This is a genomic window from Streptomyces sp. HP-A2021 (genome assembly GCF_022807935.1).
Taxonomy (GTDB): Bacteria; Actinomycetota; Actinomycetes; order Streptomycetales; family Streptomycetaceae; genus Streptomyces; species Streptomyces afghaniensis.
On sequence record NZ_CP094344.1, the window covers coordinates 1,239,197 to 1,258,567 of the forward strand.

The 19,371-nt window shown below is 69.3% G+C and carries 20 protein-coding genes; 11 read left to right on the plus strand and 9 right to left on the minus strand.

Annotation, left to right across the window (positions count from 1 at the left end):
- The first annotated feature begins 395 nt into the window (after window positions 1-395).
- The 6 genes from eno (at window position 396) to MQE23_RS05805 (ending at window position 6,589) form a co-directional block, all read left to right on the plus strand.
- Complete coding sequence (gene eno, locus MQE23_RS05780; protein ID WP_037672047.1) at window positions 396-1,706, plus strand: phosphopyruvate hydratase; 1,311 nt, start codon at window positions 396-398, stop codon at window positions 1,704-1,706.
- A gap of 60 nt (window positions 1,707-1,766) precedes the next feature.
- Window positions 1,767-2,771, plus strand: coding sequence for a VOC family protein (locus tag MQE23_RS05785; protein WP_020275672.1), 1,005 nt, complete (start codon window positions 1,767-1,769; stop codon window positions 2,769-2,771).
- A gap of 33 nt (window positions 2,772-2,804) precedes the next feature.
- Window positions 2,805-3,356 (plus strand): carboxymuconolactone decarboxylase family protein, encoded by a 552-nt coding sequence (locus tag MQE23_RS05790; RefSeq protein ID WP_020275673.1) that lies wholly within the window; start codon window positions 2,805-2,807, stop codon window positions 3,354-3,356.
- 48 nt (window positions 3,357-3,404) lie between these two features.
- Window positions 3,405-4,505, plus strand: coding sequence for an alcohol dehydrogenase catalytic domain-containing protein (locus MQE23_RS05795; RefSeq protein WP_243378445.1), 1,101 nt, complete (start codon window positions 3,405-3,407; stop codon window positions 4,503-4,505).
- An 85-nt stretch (window positions 4,506-4,590) separates the two neighbouring features.
- A complete protein-coding gene (locus MQE23_RS05800; protein WP_243378446.1) occupies window positions 4,591-5,499 on the plus strand; it encodes a LysR substrate-binding domain-containing protein in 909 nt (302 codons plus the stop codon).
- 223 nt (window positions 5,500-5,722) lie between these two features.
- Window positions 5,723-6,589 carry a 3-hydroxybutyryl-CoA dehydrogenase gene (locus MQE23_RS05805; RefSeq protein WP_037672049.1) on the plus strand — a complete coding sequence of 289 codons (867 nt, stop codon included), beginning with the start codon at window positions 5,723-5,725 and terminating at the stop codon, window positions 6,587-6,589.
- On the opposite strand, the gene MQE23_RS05810 is transcribed toward MQE23_RS05805, so the two are convergent.
- The gene (locus tag MQE23_RS05810; protein ID WP_243378447.1) at window positions 6,570-7,145 is read right to left on the minus strand and encodes a helix-turn-helix domain-containing protein; all 576 of its coding nucleotides are present in this window, start codon (window positions 7,143-7,145) and stop codon (window positions 6,570-6,572) included. The two genes, MQE23_RS05805 and MQE23_RS05810, sit on opposite strands and share 20 nt — an antisense overlap.
- Window positions 7,132-7,437, minus strand: a complete 306-nt coding sequence (locus MQE23_RS05815; protein WP_020275678.1) for a hypothetical protein — start codon at window positions 7,435-7,437, stop codon at window positions 7,132-7,134. The genes MQE23_RS05810 and MQE23_RS05815 overlap by 14 nt, the downstream gene beginning before the upstream one ends.
- 237 nt (window positions 7,438-7,674) lie before the next feature.
- On the opposite strand from MQE23_RS05815, the gene MQE23_RS05820 reads away from it, so the two are divergent.
- Both MQE23_RS05820 and MQE23_RS05825 read left to right on the plus strand, forming a co-directional pair.
- A complete protein-coding gene (locus MQE23_RS05820; RefSeq protein ID WP_243378448.1) occupies window positions 7,675-8,856 on the plus strand; it encodes an acyl-CoA dehydrogenase family protein in 1,182 nt (393 codons plus the stop codon).
- Window positions 8,853-9,347: a flavin reductase family protein gene (locus tag MQE23_RS05825; RefSeq protein ID WP_020275681.1), complete on the plus strand. Its 495-nt coding sequence runs from the start codon at window positions 8,853-8,855 to the stop codon at window positions 9,345-9,347. The genes MQE23_RS05820 and MQE23_RS05825 overlap by 4 nt, the downstream gene beginning before the upstream one ends.
- Window positions 9,348-9,365: 18 nt before the next feature.
- Here MQE23_RS05825 and MQE23_RS05830 read toward each other — a convergent pair whose 3' ends face one another.
- The 4 genes from MQE23_RS05830 to MQE23_RS05845 all read right to left on the minus strand — a co-directional run bounded on the left by MQE23_RS05830 (window position 9,366) and on the right by MQE23_RS05845 (window position 13,705).
- The gene (locus tag MQE23_RS05830) at window positions 9,366-10,331 is read right to left on the minus strand and encodes an electron transfer flavoprotein subunit alpha/FixB family protein (RefSeq protein WP_243378449.1); all 966 of its coding nucleotides are present in this window, start codon (window positions 10,329-10,331) and stop codon (window positions 9,366-9,368) included.
- Between the two features lie 48 nt (window positions 10,332-10,379).
- Complete coding sequence (locus MQE23_RS05835) at window positions 10,380-11,162, minus strand: electron transfer flavoprotein subunit beta/FixA family protein (RefSeq protein ID WP_020275683.1); 783 nt, start codon at window positions 11,160-11,162, stop codon at window positions 10,380-10,382.
- A gap of 40 nt (window positions 11,163-11,202) precedes the next feature.
- Window positions 11,203-12,378, minus strand: coding sequence for an acyl-CoA dehydrogenase family protein (locus MQE23_RS05840; RefSeq protein ID WP_020275684.1), 1,176 nt, complete (start codon window positions 12,376-12,378; stop codon window positions 11,203-11,205).
- 91 nt (window positions 12,379-12,469) lie between these two features.
- Window positions 12,470-13,705 (minus strand): CoA transferase, encoded by a 1,236-nt coding sequence (locus MQE23_RS05845; RefSeq protein ID WP_243378450.1) that lies wholly within the window; start codon window positions 13,703-13,705, stop codon window positions 12,470-12,472.
- A gap of 1,089 nt (window positions 13,706-14,794) precedes the next feature.
- Between MQE23_RS05845 and MQE23_RS05850 the strand changes: the two genes are divergently transcribed.
- Window positions 14,795-14,944 carry a hypothetical protein gene (locus MQE23_RS05850; RefSeq protein ID WP_020275687.1) on the plus strand — a complete coding sequence of 50 codons (150 nt, stop codon included), beginning with the start codon at window positions 14,795-14,797 and terminating at the stop codon, window positions 14,942-14,944.
- 77 nt (window positions 14,945-15,021) lie between these two features.
- Here the strand turns inward: MQE23_RS05850 and MQE23_RS05855 are convergent, their stop codons facing one another.
- Window positions 15,022-15,717, minus strand: a complete 696-nt coding sequence (locus MQE23_RS05855; protein WP_243378451.1) for a hypothetical protein — start codon at window positions 15,715-15,717, stop codon at window positions 15,022-15,024.
- Window positions 15,718-16,453: 736 nt separating this feature from the next.
- Here MQE23_RS05855 and MQE23_RS05860 point away from each other — a divergent pair.
- Window positions 16,454-17,128, plus strand: coding sequence for a hypothetical protein (locus tag MQE23_RS05860; RefSeq protein ID WP_243378452.1), 675 nt, complete (start codon window positions 16,454-16,456; stop codon window positions 17,126-17,128).
- A 28-nt stretch (window positions 17,129-17,156) separates the two neighbouring features.
- Here MQE23_RS05860 and MQE23_RS05865 read toward each other — a convergent pair whose 3' ends face one another.
- Complete coding sequence (locus tag MQE23_RS05865; protein WP_020275691.1) at window positions 17,157-17,312, minus strand: hypothetical protein; 156 nt, start codon at window positions 17,310-17,312, stop codon at window positions 17,157-17,159.
- Between the two features lie 36 nt (window positions 17,313-17,348).
- On the opposite strand from MQE23_RS05865, the gene MQE23_RS05870 reads away from it, so the two are divergent.
- Entirely contained in the window at window positions 17,349-17,885 is a 537-nt protein-coding gene (locus tag MQE23_RS05870; protein ID WP_347710125.1) for an RICIN domain-containing protein, read from the plus strand.
- Window positions 17,886-17,901: 16 nt separating this feature from the next.
- Here MQE23_RS05870 and MQE23_RS05875 read toward each other — a convergent pair whose 3' ends face one another.
- Entirely contained in the window at window positions 17,902-19,290 is a 1,389-nt protein-coding gene (locus tag MQE23_RS05875) for a glycoside hydrolase family 43 protein (protein WP_243378453.1), read from the minus strand.
- Between the last annotated feature and the right edge of the window lie 81 nt (window positions 19,291-19,371).

The window sequence follows — 19,371 nt, forward strand, 5'->3', positions numbered from 1 at the left end:
CACTGGATCGAAAGAGGTCCAGCAAAGGGAGGCAGAAAGCTTGCCCACAGGCATGGAGGCATCACCCGCCCCCTTGACATCGAGGCCGACACTTCGCACGATTGCGCTATCGTTAGCATTCAGTCGCGATGAGCGAGGACCCCTCGCCATCGCCTTTCTCACCCTCATGCCCTGGTCGTCCCGGCACGACGGCGAAGAGAGCCGCACGACACTTCGCCCGCCGCCGGTGCCATCGCACTCGGTCCGGAAGCGCACCGCTGGTGCGACCCACGGGTTCGTCAGCGAGGACCTTGCACACGCCTCCGATGCCCGGGGCGTCCGCCCGGCCCTGGCCGGCTCCGGTACGGGACCCCGCTGTTGCCCCGATCGTCCGAACTCCGAAAGGTTGCACCGTCATGACAGACGCGCGGATCGCCCGACTCCACGGCCGCAGGGTGTGGGATTCACGCGGTCGGCCGACCGTCGAGGTCGAAGCTCACCTGGCGGACGGTGCGGTCGGGCGGGCCATCGCGCCGGCAGGGGCCTCGACGGGCCAGGGCGAGGCGCTCGATCGGCGCGACGGCGGCGACCGCTTCGGCGGGTTCGACGTCCGCCGCGCCGTGGGCTCGGTGAACGACGAGATCGCGCCCGCTCTCCTGGACCTCGACGCGACCGACCAGGAGACCGTGGACCGGCTCCTGGTGGACCTCGACGGAACTCCGGACCGCAGCCGTCTCGGCGGCAACGCGATCGTGGCCACGTCCATGGCCGTCCTGCACGCCACCGCCGCGTCGGCCGGCGTACCGCTGTGGCAGCACCTGGCAGGCGGCCGACCGGTCCGCATCCCGCTTCCGGAGATCCAGATCTTCGGCGGCGGCGCCCACGCGGACCGCCGGGTCGACGTACAGGACTTCATGGTGATGTGCCCCGCGGCAGCCGGCTTCTCGGAAGCCCTGGACTGGACCGCGGAGATCTACCGGGCGGCCGGAAGCCTCATGCGTCGGGCGGGCAAGGCACAAGGAGTGGCCGACGAGGGCGGATTCTGGCCCGCGTTCGACTCCAACGAGGAAGCGTTGGAGACGCTCACGCGCGCCATCGAGGCCGCGGGCTTCGCTCCCTCGACCCAGGTGGGAATCTCACTGGACGTCGCCGCCTCGCAGTTCGGCAGTGGCGGGCGGTACCGGCTCGCCCTGGACGACCGCACGCTCGACACCGAAGCGCTGATCGACATGCTGGGCGGCTGGATCGAGCAGTATCCGATCCTGTCCGTCGAGGACCCGGTGGGCGAGGACGACCATGACGGCATGCTGGAGTTCACCCGGCGCCACGGCCACCGCTGCCAGGTGATCGGCGACGACTACCTGGTCACGAACGCCAAGCGGGTGGAGGCGGCGGCAACCGCCGGAGCGGTGAACGCCGTCCTCGTCAAGCCGAACCAGGCCGGAACGGTCACGGAGGCGTTCCAGGCGCTGCGGGCCGGAAAGGATGCCGGGTTCGGCACGATCGTCTCGGCGCGTTCCGGGGAGACCGAGGACATCACCATTGCCCATCTGAGCGTCGGATGGGACGCGGGCCAGCTGAAGGTGGGCTCGTTCACGCGCTCCGAGCGCATGGCGAAATGGAACGAGGTTCTGCGCATCGAAGAGTCTCTCGGTGAATCCGCGGAATTCAGCGGATGGTCCGCCCTCGCATTCGCCGGAGCAGGGTCCAATGCGGCCAAGCCGTAAAACGGCATCGAAGTATTACAGTCATCGCATTACAGAGCCGATCGGAGCACGGAGGCCCGCATGCTGCCACCCGTCAATCTGCGCCCGAGTTTCAACATCACACGCTCCAGCCACGTACGTCTCACGGTCGCCGATCTGGCCGAGAGCAGGAATTTCTACGTGAACGCGCTGGGGCTCGTCGTCAGCGATGAGGATGAGCGCACCTGCTATCTGCGCGGCCTGGCCGAAGCCTGTCACCACAGCCTCGTGCTGGAACTGGACGAGGAGGGCGCGGGCTCGTGCCGGAGGATCGGTTTCCGGGTCTTCTTCGACGAGGACCTGGATCTCGCGTACGCCTGGTTCCGTGACCGAGGGCTGCCCGCCGAGTGGGTCGACGTCCCGTACCAGGGCCGCACCCTGCACGTCAGCGACCCCATCGGTACCCCACTCGAACTGTGCGCGCATATGGAGACCCGCCCGCGGCTGCACATCGACTTCGAACGGTACAAGGGCGCCCACGCGCAGCGGCTGGACCACTACCAGATCTTCGCGCCCGACACCTTTGAGCTGTGCGCGTTCTACAGCGAGCTCGGCTTCCGCAACTCGGAGTACCTGGAGCACGGCGACAAGTTGCTGGGCGCGTTCATGTACCGCAAGGGCACCTGTCTCGACCTGGCGATCGTGGAGAACACCGGTCCTGCCCTGCACCACTTCGCCTACACCGTCTCCGAGAGCCATGACATCTTCACCGCCTGCGACTGGGCGGGCATCCTCGGCTACGGCGACGGCGTGGAGCGGGGCCCGGGGCGGCACGGTCCGGGCGGGATGCTCTTCGCCTACCTCCGCGACCCCGACGGCCACCGGGTGGAGGTCTTCAACAGCCACTACCAGACGATCGACACCGAGATCGAGCCCGTCCGCTGGGACGCTGCATCGCTGAGCACCAACGCCCGCTGGGGCCTCCCGGCCCTGGAGAAGTGGTACTTCGAGGCATCGCCCTTCGTCGGCGCGCCCCGGACCCCGCCGGCCGAACTGCCGAAGCCCATGTCGCTGGAGCGGTTCCTGCTCGAACAGCCCCTCCCCTGACCTTCCGTCCACCCCGTCCCCCAAGGAGACGTCATGGCACGAGTTCCCTACCTGCGCCGCGAGGACGCGGACGAGTCGCTGAAGCCGCTCTACGACCGGCTGGAGACCGAACGCAAGGTACCGACGGCGAACATCTTCCTCGCCCTGGCGGGCGCCCCGGCCCAGCTGGACGCCTTCCTGACCTACGCCAACTCACTGCGGGCCGCCGACCTCAGCCCCAAGCTGCGCGAACTGGCCATTCTGACCGTGGGTCATGCCACCCGGTCCGTGTACGAGGTCGCACACCACCAGTCGCACGGACTCAAGGCCGGGCTCACCGAGGAACAACTCGCGGCGGTCGCCGACTTCGAGTCGTCCGCCCTGTTCGACGCGACGGAGAAGGCGGTCATGCGCCTCGCCAAGGAGTCCACGCTCCAGGTCGACGTGTCGCTGGAGACGTGGCGCGCCGCCGCCGAGCACCTCACGGACCGGCAGATGGTCGAACTGTCGTTGTCCATCGCCTGGTACAACTCCGGCGTCCGCATCATGGGCCTGCTGGACATCGACCTCGAGGACAATTACCCGCATCCGTTCCCGAATTCTTAGCTCTCGCCACCGTACGGCCCATAATTCAGGAGTATTTCAATGGCGAAAATGCTCGCTGCCCGACTGCACACACTCGGTGAGCCGATGTCGGTGGACACCATCGACGTGCCCGCCCCGCGGCCGACCGACGTGCTGGTGCGGGTGAAGGCATGCGGAATCGTGCCGAACATGGCCAACGTGATCAACAACTGGCCCACCTGGTACCCGCACCAGCCGCTGCCCAAGCTGCCCGCGATCTTCGGCCTGGACCCCGCGGGTGTGGTCGAGGCGGTCGGCGAGGCGGTGCTCAACACCAAGCCAGGGGACCGCGTGTACGTGAGCCCGCTGCGGTCGTGCGGCAGTTGTCAGGTGTGCCGCGGCGGCGAGCTCAGCCGGTGCCGCTACTTCACACTGAACGGCTACTTCAGCACCTCCCGCGACGGCCAGCGGATCTTCGACCTCTACCCTTACGGCGGCTTCGCGGAGTACATGACCGCCCCGCAGTACTCGATCGTCAACATCCCGGACGGCATGACATTCGAGCAGGCCGGCAAGCTCGGCTACATCGGCACCTCCTACGGCGCCCTCAAGCACGCAGCGGCCGGCCCCGGCCAGGTCGCGCTGATCGACGGGATCACCGGCACGCTCGGCGTCGCCTCCACCCTCCTCGCGCTGGCCTCGGGTGTCTCCAAGGTCCTCGGAACCGGCCGCAACGAGGAACTCCTGAAGCGGGTCAAGGAGCTGGCCCCGGACAGGATCGAGGTCATGCGGCTGGGCGAGGGCTCCACAGGCGAGTGGGCCAAGTCCCGCACCGGCGGCGAGGGGGCCGACTTCGTCATCAGCGCCCTGGGGGCCAAGGCGCCGGTCGAGACGATGCTCGACTCGATGCAGGGCGTCCGCCGGGGCGGCAAGGTGGTGAATGTGGGCGGCGTGGCCGACCGGTTGCCCGTGGACGTGAAATGGCTCATGGACGAGCAGGTCCAGCTGATCGGTTCCAACTGGTTCACCACCGCGCAGGGCCAGGAAGTCGCCGACATGGTGGCGACCGGCGCTCTGGACCTGTCCTACCTGATCACCAAGCCCTTCCCTCTGTCGAATGTCAACGAGGCGATCTCGGGACGCGCCACGGACAGCGACGGCGGGTTCAGCAACTACGTAGTGATCCCCTGAACCGCGGATCCCGCATACTCATCCCGCGGCGGCCCTGTTCTGCCCTGACGCCGCCGCGGGGTGTCCCAGCAGGACGGAGGAGCCGGTGGAACTGCGCTGGCTGGAATCGTTCGTCACCGTCGCGGAGGAACTGCACTTCGCGCGGGCGGCGGACCGTCTGCATCTCGCCCCATCAGCACTCAGTGCCCAGGTCAGGGCGCTGGAGTCACATCTGGGCGTCCGCTTGATCGACCGCGGACGACGCACCCGCCCGGCGCTGACCAGCGCCGGGCAGTTGTTCCTTGAGGAGGCGCGGCTGACGCTCGCCCAGGTCGCCCGGGCCGAGGCAGTGGGCCGCCGTGCCGGTCGAGGGGAGCTGGGGCACGCCCAGATCGCGTACGTCGCCTCGGCCGCGTTCTCCGGGGTACTGACCGACGTCCTCACCCGCTGCACGGCGTCTGGCACTCAGCTCACCGTGCAGGTACGCGAGTTGGAGACACCGGCACAGCTGGAGGCGCTGGCCTGCGGGGACATCGATGTCGGTTTCCTGCGCTGGCGGCCCGAGTACCCACCCGACGTCACGGCCACCTGTCTGCTCACCGAGAAGGTCGTCCTGGCGCTTCCGGCCGACGCGCCGCTCGCGGCGTACGACGCGATACCGGCGGCGAAGCTGCGCGACGAGCAGTTCGTGGCCCCGCACTTCGACGAGGAGTACGGCTGCCGCGACCAGATCCTGGAGGTGGCAAAGCGTGGGGAGTTCAGCCCGCGGTGCGTTCCCCCTGTGCGGGACTTCATCGCAGCCCTGACGCTGGTGGGTGGTGGTCTCGCGGTAGCCCTGGTCCCCGATTCACTGCGCCGCGTGCGGATCCCGGGCGTGGCCTACCGTTCGCTGGCGGACGTACCGCTGACCACCCGGCTGGTGGGCGCCTACCGCAGGGGCGAGACCTCGCCCGCGGTCCGCGCTGTGATCCGCCGTCTGCGCGAGGCGGCTGCCGCCACGGTCACTGCCGGCTGAAGCGACGGCGCCCCGCCGACGGGCCGTCCCCCACGCCCACCACGGCCTCCTCGTGCTCGCCTCTCCGTCCGGTCGATGACGAACCGACGCACGTTTGTACGCGGAAAACGCACCATCTGAGCAGGTCAGAAGGGGTGTACCAAGCCTACGCTCAACACGGCACCAGACACCGTGGCGGCAGCCGTCGACCGCCGGCGGACGCAGAGTGCAGGCGGAGGAACACATGACATCGATCAAGCACGTGGGCGTCGTGGGCGCCGGACAAATGGGCCGGGGCATCACCGAGGTCTGCGCCCGGGCCGGGCTGCAGGTCACGTTGTGCGACGTGACCGAGGACAGGGCCCGTGCCGGACTGGCGGGTGTGGCGGACTCCCTGCTCAAGGCGGAGAAGCGCGGCGCCATCACCCCGGATGACCGCGCTCATGCCCTGGCCGGGATCTCGGTCACCGCCGACCTCACCGGCCTGTCCGGGTCGGACCTGGTCATCGAGGCCGCAGTGGAGGACGAGCGGGCCAAGACGGCACTGTTCCGGCAGTTGGACGAGGTGGTCACCGACCCGGCCGCCGTGCTGGCCAGCAACACCTCCTCGATCCCCATCGCCCGGCTCGCCGCGGCTACCGGGCGGCCGGAGGCGGTGGTCGGCCTGCACTTCTTCAACCCGGTCCCGGTCCTGCCGCTGGTCGAGGTGATCCCGTCATTGCACACCTCGAAGGCCACGGAACTGCGCGTGCGTGCCTTCGCCGGCGAGATCCTGGGCAAGAAGACCATCGTCGCCGAGGACCGCGCGGGCTTCGTCGTGAACTCCCTGCTCGTTCCCTACCTGTTGGCGGCGGTCCGGATGGTCAGCTCGGGCACCGCGACGGCGGAGGACATCGACACGGGGATGACCGCCGGTTGCGCCCACCCCATGGGCCCGCTGCGCCTTGCCGACCTCATCGGCCTGGACACCGTGGCGGCGATAGGCGAGGCGCTGTACGAGGAGTACCGGGAACCGCTGTACGCCCCTCCCCCGTTGCTGCGCCGGATGGTCGAATCGGGGCTGCTGGGCCGGAAGTCGGGACAGGGGTTCTTCAGCTACCAGGCAGCCTGAGGGGCGACGCTCCAGCACGGGCCGCGCGCGCCTCCCGGGGGCTCATGCCGTACACCGCTTTGAAGGCGTGGCTGAAGTGGGCCGGGTCCGGAAAACCCCAACGCCCGCCGACGGCACCGACCGGAAGGTGGTCCATGGCGGGATCGGCGAGGTCCTGCCGGCAGCGGGCGAGACGCTGTTCCCGGATCCAGCCCGCGACGGTGTACCCCTGCTCGGCCAGCAACTTGTACAGGTAGCGACGGGATATGCGGTGGGCTGCCGCTATGCCCTCGGGGCTCAGACGGGGGTCGGGGAGCCGCTGCTCCATGTACGCGAGGATGCGCCGGGTGAGCACGTCCGGGCCGTCGTCCTCGGCTGCCCGGTCCGCGTCGGCGCGCTCCGCGAGCAGGGTTCCGATCAGGTCGACCACGTTGTCGGCGAGCCGGGGCGTGCCGCGGAACTCCAGGTGCTCCACCTGCTGAGCCAGCCCGTACAGGAAGGGCAGTACGGCTTGGCCGAGCCCGTCGTGGCGCGACACCGGAGTCGCCGCCACCCGCGCCCGATCACGCTCCGCCATCTTCAACATGGCCTGCGGAAACATCAGCACCAGGGACGAAGTCGGGTGCGTCGGAGCCGATGTGCCTGCGGGTGCGGGCGATGCTGTGCGGTTCGGCGGTGATGAGGGACATCAGTACCTGGCCGAACCGCGCGGCGTGCAGTGAGGCGTGGAAGTCGGAGCACTCGCGCGGCAGCACATCCAGGGGTGCCAGATTCCGGCTGACGGCGTCCCGCCAGCATTCCAGTCGCTCGGTGGCCGTGCCATCGCTCGGCGTCGTTATCCGGGCCATGCGGCTCACCTCCTGGCGCATCCGGACCCCGAGGAGATCTTTCGGCCGTCGCCGGCGTCCGGGAAGTGGTGCTCAGCCAAGCAAATGGTCAGTGCTCCCGTACACAAGCGGGACATGTGCCTCTCCCCACATCATTCGGGCAGTGACGAGGAGGCACCGGCCGCGGCCCGTGCGGGACGAGCACGACACGGCCCCGTCGACCGCCCCGCCGGAACCTTGTCCCTCCCCCTGGACCAAAAAGCATCCCAAGGACCGATCATGACGACATTGCTTCAGCCCACTCCGTCCCACGACCGGACAACCGACGACAGCGTGCTCGGCCGCGTGCGCGCACACCTGCCCGAGATCGCGGCGCGCTCCGCCCAGGCCGAGGCGGCCCGGGCGGTCCCCACGGAGATCATCACCGCGCTGCGCGAGGCCGGTGTGTTCCGCATGAGCCTGCCCAGGGTGTGGGGCGGTGAACAGCTCCAGCTGGCGGAGAGCGCCCAGGTGATCCGCGAGATCTCACGGGCCGACGGCTCGACCGGCTGGACCGTCCAGGCAGCCTCGATGGCCTGGTTCTTCGTACGGTCGCTGCCTCGGGAGACCCTCGAGAAAGAGGTCTTCGGCCACGGCTGCGACCTGATGCTCCGCGGAGCGATCGCTCCGAAGGGCAAGGCGACACCGGTGGAAGGCGGGTACCGGATCACCGGCCGCTGGCCGCTGGCCAGCGGCTCCTTCACCCCCGACTGGATCCTCGCGGGCTTCGTGGTCGAGAGCGCGCCGCCCCTGCCGGACGGCCGTCCGCAGATACGCGTCGCGCTGGTCCGCCCCGAGCAGGTCACGTTCCTCGACACCTGGGACGCGGTGGGCCTGCGGGCCACACAGAGCACCGAGTTCACGATGGACGACGTCTTCGTGCCCGAACACTTCACGGGCCCGCTGGTGGGCGGCAACAACATCCCCGCGCCCTTCTACCACCTGCCGTACACCGCCACCGGTGCCTCGCACGACGCCGTCATCATCGGAAGTCTGGAGGGCGCGCTCGGTGATCTCGCCGAACTGGCCGCCACCAAGCGGCCGGCGTTCAACCCAGGAGTGGTCATCGGTGAGGACCCGGTGTTCCAGGAGAAGTTCGCCGATCTGCACCTGCGCACGGCGGCACTGGCGGCCTTGATGGAGCAGACCGGCCGCACCGTCATGGAGCGGGCGCTGGCGGGCGAGCAGCCCACCCCGACCGAGTGGTTCAGCTACACCGGCGGCCACCAGCACATCCACCACGAGGGTGTCCGGATCCTCAACGAGATCATGACGCTGTCCGGCAGCGCGGGGCTCTACAACTCCAGCCCGCTGCAGCGTCGCTGGCGCGACGTCCGCTGCGTCTCCCAGCACGTGGCGGGCAACAACGGCTCGCTGCGGCGCCTGGGCGCGGTCCTGTCGGGTCAGGAGGACGTCCGATGAGCCCGCTCGTCACGACACCGTCGGATCCCGCCGAACTGCGCCAGGCGTTCGGCTGCTTCCCGTCCGGAGTGACGGCCCTGTGCGCACTCGACTCCGGTGCGCCGGTGGGGATGGCCGCGAGTACGTTCACTCCGGTCTCCCTCGAGCCCCCTTTGGTGTCGGTCTGCGTCCAGGACACCTCGTCGACCTGGCCGAGGCTGCGGAAGCAGTGCCGCCTGGGCCTGAGTGTGCTGGCCGAGGGGCAGGACCTTATCTGCCGTTCGCTGGCCGGAAGGGACGGCAACCGGTTCTCGGACGTCGACTGGGAGGCGATCGAGGACGGCAGCGTGTACGTCCACGGTGCCGGCCTCTGGCTGGACTGCTCCGTCCGCTCCGAGTTCCCCGGCGGCGACCACACGATCGTCGTGCTGGAGATACACGGCCTGAAGGCCGAACCCGACCGCGAGCCACTGGTGTTCCACGGCAGCCGGTTCCGGCGCCTGGCCGTGTGATGGGCCGCAGCGACTGTCTCAGCGGACCGCTCGGCGAGCTGCCACACCCTCCGTGAGCTGGGGAGCCACCGCGAACAGGTCGCCCACCACGCCGCAGTCGGCGAGGCCGAAGATGGGCGCCTCCGGATCCTTGTTGACCGCGACGATCGTCTTCGAGGTCTGCATTCCGGCGAGGTGCTGGATGGCCCCGGAGATGCCCAGCGCGATGTACAGCTGCGGGGAGACGGACTTACCGGTCTGCCCGACCTGGAACTGGTGCGGGTAGTAGCCGGCGTCGACCGCTGCGCGGGAGGCACCCACCGCACCTCCCAGGGCGTCCGCCAGCTCCTCCACCACCTCGAAGCCCTGCGCTCCTCCGACACCGCGGCCTCCCGAGACGACGACGGTCGCCTCGGTGAGCGCGGGGCGGTCGCCCGCGAGCCCGGTGCGACGGGCGGTGATGCGGGCGGATGCCGCGGGGTCGACCGACGGCAGTGCGAGTGTCCGCTCCACCGCCGTAACCGGGTGCTCCTCCGGCTCGACGGCACCCGGACGCAGCGCGAGCACCGGTGTGCCGTGGGTGACCTCGGAGCGCACGGTGTACGACCCGCCGAAGACGATCTGGGTGACCACCCCGGAGGAGTCCAGGTCGACCGCGTCGATCAGCAGCCCTGCGTCCAGCCTGGCGGCAAGACGCCCGGCCGCCTCCCTGCCGTCCGTCGTCGCGCAGACCAGGACAGCGGCGGGAGAGGCGTCCCGGACCGCGAGCTCCAGGGCGTCGACGGTGGGTGTGGCGAGGAACTCGCCCGCTTCGCCTGACTCCGCCGCGTACACGCTGGTGGCGCCGTGGCGGGCGAGTGATTCCTTGAAGCGCCCCGCTGTACCGGGGGTTCCCACGACGACGGCGGCCGGGTCCCCCAGCCGCCGTGCGGCAGCCAGGAGTTCGTAGGTGGACTTGTGGACGTGTTCCCCATCGTGGTCGACGAGGACGAGGACATCGGGCATGTGTGCCTTCTTGGTCGTGCGGCTTGCTCGAGGCAGGGGGCGGAGGGTTCAGACGAGCTTCCGGGCGATGAGGTATTCGACGAGGTGTCGGCCCGCCGAACCGTCGTCCGTGATGCGGATGCCGGCCGCCCGCGGCGGCCGCGGGACGGCCTCCACGACGCGGGTGCGGGTCACGAGGAGCCCGGAGTCGTCCGCGTCGGGGAACAGGTCGTCGAGGTCGGGCGTGTGCACCGGCTTCTTCTTGGCGGCCATGATCCCTTTGAAGGAGGGGTAGCGCGGCTCGTTGATCTTCTCTGTGATGCTGACCAGCGCGGGTAGTGGCGCCTGAAGCGTCGCCTCGCCGTTGTCGGTCTCGCGCTCGGCGCTCACCTGTCCCGCGTCCACGGTCAGCTGCCGGACGTGCGTGAGCTGCGGCAGCCCGAGCAGTTCGGCGACGATGGCGGGTACCGCGCTCGCCTGACCGTCGGTGGTCGTGTTGCCCGCCAGGACCAGGTCGACGTCCTCCACCGTCCGCACGGCGGCCGCCAGGACTTTCGCGGTGGTGAGCACGTCCGCGCCGCGCAGCCGGTCGTCGCAGATGTGGATTCCCCGGTCGGCGCCCATCGCCAGGACCTTGCGGATGGCTTCACGTGCAGAGTCGGGTCCCATGGAGACGACGGTGATGTGGGCGTCCGTCGTCTCCTTCAGTATCAGGGCCGCTTCGGCCGCTCGTTCGTTGATCTCGTCCAGGACGAGGTCGGCGTCCTCGCGGTCGAGGGTGTGGTCGGTCTGGGACAGGGTGCGTTCGGCACCGGTGTCCGGGACCTGTTTGACGAGTACGACGATGTTCACGGGCGGCTTCCTCCAGCCTTGGATGGTCCGGCCTCAGCGGTCAGCGGAACGCCACCTGGCCGGTGATGGCCTGCCCGACGATCAGGGTGTGCATCTCACTGGTGCCTTCGTAGGTGAGCACGGACTCCAGGTTGTTGGCGTGGCGCAGCGGCGAGTACTCCAGGGAGATGCCGTTGGCCCCCAGGATGGTGCGGCACTCCCGAGCGATGGCGATCGCTTCCCGGACGTTGTTGAGCTTGCCGACGCTGATCTGCTCGGGCCTGATGCGGTGCTGGTCCTTGAGCCGGCCCAGGTGGAGGGCCAGCAGCGCGGCATTGCCCAGGGACAGGCTCATGTCTGCGAGCTTCTTCTGGGTGAGCTGGAATGAGCTGATCGGTTTGTCGAACTGCACGCGGGAGTCGGCGTACTCGATGGCGGCCTGGATGCAGTCGCGGGCCGCGCCGACCGCGCCGAACAGGATGCCGAAGCGGGCCTCGTTGAGGCAGGACAGCGGTCCGCGCAGGCCCTCGGCGAGCGGCAGTCGCGCCGATTCCGGCAGCCGTACGTTGTCGAAGTACAGCTCCGAGGTGATCGAGGCGCGCAACGACATCTTCTGCTTGATGTCCCGCGTGGTGAACCCCTGCGTGCCGCGTGGCACGAGGAAGCCGCGGATGCCGTGCTCGGTCTGCGCCCAGACGGTGGCCACGTCGGCGATGCCGCCGTTGGTGATCCACATCTTGGAGCCGTTCAGGATCCAGTCGTCGCCGTCGCGGACGGCCCGGGTGCGCATTCCGGAGGGGTTGCTGCCGAAGTCGGGTTCGGTCAGGCCGAAGCAGCCGATCGCCTCACCGGCGGCGAGCCGGGGCAGCCACTCCTGCTTCTGCTCCTGAGAGCCCCACTTCCAGATGGAGAACATCGACAGCGAACCCTGTACGGAGACGAAGCTGCGGAAGCCGGAGTCGGCCGCCTCCAGTTCCAGGCAGGCGAGTCCGTAGCTGACCGCGTTCGTCCCGGCACAGCCGTAGCCTTCGAGGTGCATGCCGAGGACGCCCAGCTTTCCCAGTTCCGGGGCGAGTTCGCGGGCGAAGTGCGCGTTCTCGAACCACTCGCCGATGTGCGGGCGCACCCGGTCGGCGAGGAACCTGGCGACGGTGGCCTGGATCTCGCGCTCCTCGTCGGTGAGGACGGAGGCGATGTCGAGCAGTTCGAGGGGGTCCTTCATCGGCTTGCCGTTCATGTTCGGGCTCCTGGTCTTCAGGGTCGGGAAATCGGATGGGTTGGTTCGGTCGTGGTGCCGACGCCGCGCACGGTCAGATGACCGCTCGGTGTCACGGGGAGGCGTGGTCGGACCGGCCGGAGGGGCCGTGGAGGATCTCCGCGGTGTGCTGGCCCAGGCGGGGCGGGGGCAGCCGGTACCGCGCGGGTGTCCCGCTCAGGGAGATGGGATGCGCGACCTGGCGGGAGGGCCTGCCTTCTTCTCCCTCGGCGGGTGCGGCGGGGATGTCGACGATGCCGGGAAGACCGAGTCGCTGCGCGAAGGCGAAGGCATCGTCGAGGGTGTTGACCGGTCCGGCGGGCACTCCGGCGGCCAGCAGGACGGTCGACCAGTGGTCGGCGCCTGCGGCGCTGAGCCGCTCGGCCAGGATGTCCCGGAGTTCGGCGCGGTGGGCCACCCGGTCGGCGTTGGTGCGGAAGCGGTCGTCGAGTGCGAGGCCCGGATCCCCGACGAGGTGGGCGAGCGCAGCGAACTGCCGGTCGGTGCCCACCGCGAGGGCGAGCGGACGGTCGGCGGTCGGGAAGGTCTCGTACGGGGCGATGCTGGGGTGTGCGTTGCCCATGCGCCCCGGGACGACACCGGCGACGGCGAAGGCCGACGCCTGGTTGACCATGGCGGACAGCAGCGAGCCGAGCAGGTTCACCTCCACACACTGGCCCTGCCCGGTGGCGTCCCGGTGCCGGAGGGCCGCCAGGATGCCGACCGAGGCGTGCAGTCCGGTGATCACGTCGACCAGGGCCACGCCCGCCTTCACCGGTTCCCCGTGCACGTCTCCGGTCACGCTCATCAGGCCGCCGACGGCCTGCACGAGCAGGTCGTATCCAGGGATCGCGGCGCCGGCGCCGCTGCCGAAACCGCTGATCGAGCAGTAGATCAGCGCAGGGTGCCGGGCACGGAGCTCCTCCTGGCCTAGCCCCAGCCGTTCCATCGTGCCGGGCCGGAAGTTCTCCACCAGCACGTCGGACTCGGCGACCAGCGCACGGGCCTGTTCGAGACCCGCCTCGGTCGTCAGGTCCAGGGCGACGGACCTCTTGTTCCGGTTGACGCTCAGGAAATACGTCGATGTTCCGTCGTGGTCCGCGGGAGGGTGCCAGGCCCGGGTGTCGTCCCCGGTCCCCGGCCGCTCCACCTTCACCACGTCGGCGCCGAGGTCGGCGAGGAGCATCGTGGCATAGGGCCCTGCGAGTACCCGGGAGAAGTCGGCGATCCGCAGACCTTCCAGTGACCCGCGCCCCGCTCCGTCGACGACGCCGGCCCATCCGTCCGGCGCGTTGTACTGGGTGCCCACGCACCCTCCTCTCTGATCGTGCCGCCTGTGCGAACGTGACACGGCAGGAGCCGTTTTCCGTTCACCACCAGCGCTCCAAAGACGTTGCACGGTGGGTGAGTTCGATGAGAGGCAGTCCCTGATCGACGGGCGCGACGGCCCGCACGACACGCACCCTCGCCCCGACGGCGAGTACGACCGGTGCCGTGCTGGTGACCTGACAGACCAGGGTGAATCCCTCGTCCATCGCGACGAACCAGGTGTTGAGCGGGGTCTGCCCGATACGGCGGACAAGGACCCCGGCACCCGTACTGCGCTCCCGTTTGAAGGCCGTGGCCCCACAGGCACGGCAGAACGAACGGCGGTAGGCCGGAGTGCCGCACCAGAGACAGCGCTGAAAGAGCAGTTCGCGGCAGTCCGCCGGAGGGTTCGGTGTGACGGGCGCAGTCGTGGCGGCACCAGCCGCTTCGCCCTCTTCCGACAAATCTGTGGGTTCACGGGTGTCTGTCCGGGACATCACGGCCTCCTGCACGCAGTTCGGTGACCGGAAAACGGGAGATCGGAGTCCGATCTGGCTCCACCACCTTGGTCCTGTCGCGGATCGCCGGTCAACGGCGAGCTGACGCATCTTTGTGCGCGGAACGCGTTCCATTCGCTGAGGTCAGAGGGGTTTCCAGGCGTTACCCTCACAGCGCGGCCCCGAGAACCTGAAGTCGTGCGCAAGGCGGCCGAGAACAACGTGACTGCGTCGTGGTCGACCAGCTCATTGCGCCGCTCGACCAGGGCCGGCGCGTCTGCCACCACAGGTGACAGCCTCCGCTGATCACGTTGATGCTCGGGTCGGCGAGAACCCCGGCACGATGGGGTTCCGGCTCCGGTGGAATGCCAGGGTTTCCGCGTCCGCGCCCTGGGTGGCCCGCAGTTCCCGGCCGGCAGCGGTGCGGCGGCCCGCGCGGATGTGATCACACACGCCCTCCAGGAGGCCGCCCGAAACCGCGGTTACGGCGATGCACCGGCCTGCCGGGCGACGGCGTCGAGCGCCTCGCCGCCCGCTTCGACGTCATCGACTGGACGGGAACGCAACCGCCGTCACCCGACCAACTGGCCCGAGTGGCCAAGGAGTGCGAGGGCCTGCTCGTCCTCGGCAGCGACCGCGTGGACGCCGCGTTGCTCGACGCGGCAGGACCGGACCTGCGGGTCGTCGCCCTCGCATCGATGGGTTACGACGGCGTCGACGGGACAGCGCCGACGTGGCGATGACACTTGTCCTGACGGCCCGGCGCCACCCCCCGTCGGTCTGACTGTCGCCCAGGGCCCGGCGCCGGGCCCGCCCCCGCTCAGGCCAGCAGGACGTCCTCGCCCGCCGTCACGGGGACGACCTGCTCGGCCGACGGCGCCTCGGCCTTCACCACCGTCCCGAAATCCGACAGCGTCATCGTCGTCATGGCCTTCACACCGCCGAAGCAGGACAGCCGGGCCTGGACGGCGCGCCCCTTCCCGTCGACCCACACGTCCGCGTAGACGGGCATGTCCTCGCCCAGCTTCCCACGCAGGTCGTCCAGCCCCTGTTTCGTCTCCGCCGTCATCCGGAGCGTTGCGGTGGCGTGGTCGATCACGCCCCGGTAGTGCACCGCAGGGGCGCCGTTCACCCGCTCCCTGCCCTCGTTCGACACCTGCCGCATCGCCTTCACCTGGCGGAGCAGGTGCTCGGGGTCGTTCAGCGGCGCCCGCAGGAAATAGCGGGTCAGGGCCTCGCTCCGGACGGCCGAGGCCCACTTGCCCCCGTCCACCGCCCGCGAGCCCCGCACATAGACGGTGCCGCCGACGAAGACCTCCTCGACGGGGTCCATGCCGCTGTCCTCAAACTCCACCGTCAGCCGGCCCCTGTCCCCCGCCAGGTCGAAGGCGCCGGCGATCGTGAACACGTACGTCGTGGGGCTGTCGGCGGACCGCAGCTCGATCTTCTCCTCCACGCGGGCGCTGTCCGCGCTCGTCCTCTCGATCGCGGCGCGCACGACCGGCCCGTGGTCCACGGCCTTGTTCGCACCCTCCCCCGAATCATTGTCCGCACCGCCGGAACAGGCGGTGCAGAGCAGAAGCCCAGCTGCGGAGAGGAGGTAGGCGCGGCGCATGGACTCTCCGAGGAATCGTTACTGCGGCAGGGTGTAGCCCAATAGGGCCTATAGATCTTCGCACGAAACCCGTGACGGGGCCCGAGGGTTTCGGCCGTGATGCCCTATCCGGTAGAAGGCCGATCAGACGGCGGACAGCCGGTGCGATCCTCACCGCGTGCGCCACCGCCTGCAAAGCCTGCGCCGACAAATGGTTCGCGCACGCCGATACGCCCGGGCACTGCCGCCTGTGCGCCGAAGCCTGCCGCTCCCGCGAGCAGGCGTGCAACGACCTCGTCCAGGCACTCGGCTGACCCAACAGGCCGGTCACACGACCGCCGGTGGCCGCCGGCAGAGTGAACCGGCGGCCACCTGTGTTCGCCTCACATCGCACCGTGGCGCGGCGGCGGGCGCTGCTCGGCATCCGGTTCCCGACGGATCGGTGTGTCCCTTGGGGGGTGCGGCCCGGCCGCTGGTGCAATCGGTCGCGATCGGGCCTCGTTCGGGTGAGCCGATGCTGTGCCCCTTGAGAGACCGGATGCAGCGGGTGATCTTCAAGAACGTCGGTCGGTGACGCAGAGAAGACTGAGGCCTGCTCATGAGTCCGGATACGCACGCTGGCGAAGGGGCGGCTACAGCCGACTCGCAACGCCGCACGATGATGATCGCCGGCGGTCTCATGGTCGGGGGCTTCCTTCTGAACGTCATCCTGACCGCCGCACTTCATCCGTCCGGAGAGGAAGACGACCACCCGGCGATCTTCACCGAGTACGCGGACAGCAGCGGCTGGATCGCCGTTCATCTCGGACAGTTCATCGGCGTCCTGGTGACGCTGGGCGGCCTGCTCCTGCTGTACCGCGTCCTGCGCGGCGCTGACGAGTCTGCACTGGTCGCTCGCCTCGCGGCCGCGGCAGCTGTGGTGACCGCCGCAATCTGGGCTGTTCTGCAGGGGCTGGACGGAGTGGGACTGAAGCAGGCCGTCGACTCCTGGGCCAGCGCCTCGGGCGCGGAGAAGCGGATCCGCTTTGCCAACGCCGAGACCGTACGCTGGCTGGAATGGGGATTCCAGAGCTACTTCCGCATCCTGCTCGGGCTGACCCTCGCGCTGTTCGGGACAGCGATTCTCACCGGTCGCCGGGTCGCCGGCTGGCTGGGCTGGACCGCCCTCGCTGCCGGCGTGTGCTCGGTGATCTTCGGAGTGGACGTCGGCTACAGCGGCCTGGCCAGTGGGCTCCAGGACGTCCTCGGTGTCGCCGTCTTCGTCCTCGTCCTGATCTTCGCCATCGGAGTACTCGTCACCGGAGTGCGCGGGCGCAGCCGGCGCCACAGTTGAACCCGAGTGTCACCGGCTGCTGCGCCATTCAGGGCAGCAGCTGTCGGACGAGCGTGTCCGCAGCCCAGGCTTCCCAGCGCGCCGGGATCCAGCCGCGTCCGGTGACCAGCAGGTCGTAAGTCTCCGGGCCGAGCACCGTGAGCGTGATGTCCGCGGCGGACTCCGCGTCGTGGCCGTCCCGCAACCGGCCGCCGGTCTTCGTGATCAGGGCCTCGGCGAAGTGGAGTTGGACGCTGTGCCGCTGCTGGAGGTTGGTGCGCCACAGCTCGGCCAGTTCTCCGTCGGCGGCCGCTCGGTCAAGCCGTCGCTGATGTCCACCACACTGCCCGGCGACGGCACCGTCTACCGGCTGGTCGCTCGGCACAGTGGCAATGTCGCCGACGTGGAGGGCGCGCGCACCGCCAACGGCACCAACGTGCACCAGTGGCCATGGCTCAACCAGGCGAACCAGAAGTGGACCTTCACCAGGCCCGGCGACGGCTACTACACGATCAAGGGTCTGGGCAGCGGCAAGCATCTGGAGGTCGCGGGTCTCTCCCGCGCGGACGGCGGCAACGTCGGCATCTGGGCAGACGCCGGATCCCCCCGGCAGCACTGGGCCGTCACGCCCACCGGTGACGGAAACCACCTCCTCATCAACCGCTACAGCGGGCTTTCCCTCAGCGTCGACGAGGGCAGCACCGCCGACGGGGCCAACGTCGAGCAGCAGCCATACGCGTCACAGACGCGGCAGCAATGGCAGCTCATCCCGTCCTGACCAGCAGCGGTGCAGGTCAAGCCCAGGCAGCCACCGGCACGAACGAGCTGTCCTGCCGGAACAGGTCCGTCCCGTCCGGGCGTTCCACGCGGAGCTGGTAGGCGTAGTGGCGCAGGTAGTACCCGGGGTAGTTGTACGACTCGAAGCGGACGGAGCCCGAGCCCATGCCGGTCCGGAGGATGAACGTGGCGTCCTTGGCGAACGTGCTCGTGCCGTCGTTCGGGTCGAAGCGGGCGCGGAAGTCCCAGTGGCGCAGGTAGTTGCCGGCCGCGTCGCGGAAGGAGCAGCCGCTGCCGTCGGCCAGGCCGGCGACGACCGTGAAGGTGGCGGCCTGCTTCTCGGCAGTGGTGCTGGAGCCGCTGACCACGGGCAGGTTGAGGAGCGAGGACTGCTGCTGCCAGTAGCGGGTCGAGTAGTTGGCCGACCGGAAGGAGCGGGTGGTGTTCCGGGCGAGGCTCGGGCCGCCGGAGACCGTCTCCTTGACGACCGTGAAGTGCCGGGCCGTGCCGGAGATGCCGGGAAGCGCGGCCGGTGCCGTCCAGGTGGCGAACGTGTCGTAGCTGTCGCTGTAGTAGTAGCTGCCGTCGCCGTAGCCGTCGAAGAAGATGCGCCAGCCGCCGTTGTCGAGCCGCACCAGCGCCGGGCCCTCGCGGTAGCTGCCCCAGCCCGCCCAGTCGCCCGTCCTGCGGATCGTGTACGGGCCGGTGAGGTTCGAGGCGGTGGCGTACTCGATGTACTTCGTCGTCTCGTTCTTCGGGAAGGCGTGATATGTCGAGCCGATCTTCACGATGAACGTGTCGATGTGGTTGGCGCCGATGCCGGAGAGCGCGACTGGTGAAGTCCACGCCGTCAGCGCCGAGTTGGTGGCCCGCAGCAGGTACGGCGTGAAGATCCACTCGTCGTTCGTGGTGGAGCAGGACACGATGACGTTGACGCTGCCGTCGCTGTCGACGAACCACTCGGGGGCCCAGGCGCGGGAGAGGTTCGCGACGGGGACGGTGTAGTCGTACAGGAACGTCCAGTTGACGCGGTCGGAGCTGCGGGCGAAGCCGATGGTCCTGCTGGTGTCCTGCCAGGTGCGCGTGGTGTAGGTGACGTAGTAGTAGCCGTCGGTGTGTCTGATGACGCTCGCGTCGCGGATCCGGCCCGCCGGCGGCGTGTAGGCGGAGGAGCGCAGCAGCCGGAAGTCGGTGGCGTCGTCGGACTGGTAGACGTTGACCGTGCCGTCGTTGCTGTTGAGGAACGGCACGATCGTGTACCGGGTGGCGGAGCCGTTCGGCGGTGCGGCGGCCAGGGCGCTGCCGAGCAGTCCGGGCGCCTCGCCCAGCAGCACGGCGGAGGCGGGCAGGGCGGCCAGGGCGCGCAGCAGCGTACGGCGGGACGGGGCGGCGGGATGTGAGGTCACGGGCGGCTCTCCCTGAGACACAAGGGATCGATATACCGAACAAGGTTCGGAAACTCGATCAGAAGTGAGGGCTCAGAAAGT

Coding starts and splice junctions, on each gene's coding strand:
- eno (WP_037672047.1), top strand. CDS start 396: ATGACAGACGCGCGGATCGCCCGACTCCACGGCCGCAGGGTGTGGGAT.
- MQE23_RS05785 (WP_020275672.1), top strand. CDS start 1,767: ATGCTGCCACCCGTCAATCTGCGCCCGAGTTTCAACATCACACGCTCC.
- MQE23_RS05790 (WP_020275673.1), top strand. CDS start 2,805: ATGGCACGAGTTCCCTACCTGCGCCGCGAGGACGCGGACGAGTCGCTG.
- MQE23_RS05795 (WP_243378445.1), top strand. CDS start 3,405: ATGCTCGCTGCCCGACTGCACACACTCGGTGAGCCGATGTCGGTGGAC.
- MQE23_RS05805 (WP_037672049.1), top strand. CDS start 5,723: ATGACATCGATCAAGCACGTGGGCGTCGTGGGCGCCGGACAAATGGGC.
- MQE23_RS05810 (WP_243378447.1), bottom strand. CDS start 7,145: ATGGCGGAGCGTGATCGGGCGCGGGTGGCGGCGACTCCGGTGTCGCGC.
- MQE23_RS05815 (WP_020275678.1), bottom strand. CDS start 7,437: ATGCGCCAGGAGGTGAGCCGCATGGCCCGGATAACGACGCCGAGCGAT.
- MQE23_RS05820 (WP_243378448.1), top strand. CDS start 7,675: ATGACGACATTGCTTCAGCCCACTCCGTCCCACGACCGGACAACCGAC.
- MQE23_RS05825 (WP_020275681.1), top strand. CDS start 8,853: ATGAGCCCGCTCGTCACGACACCGTCGGATCCCGCCGAACTGCGCCAG.
- MQE23_RS05830 (WP_243378449.1), bottom strand. CDS start 10,331: ATGCCCGATGTCCTCGTCCTCGTCGACCACGATGGGGAACACGTCCAC.
- MQE23_RS05840 (WP_020275684.1), bottom strand. CDS start 12,378: ATGAACGGCAAGCCGATGAAGGACCCCCTCGAACTGCTCGACATCGCC.
- MQE23_RS05860 (WP_243378452.1), top strand. CDS start 16,454: ATGATGATCGCCGGCGGTCTCATGGTCGGGGGCTTCCTTCTGAACGTC.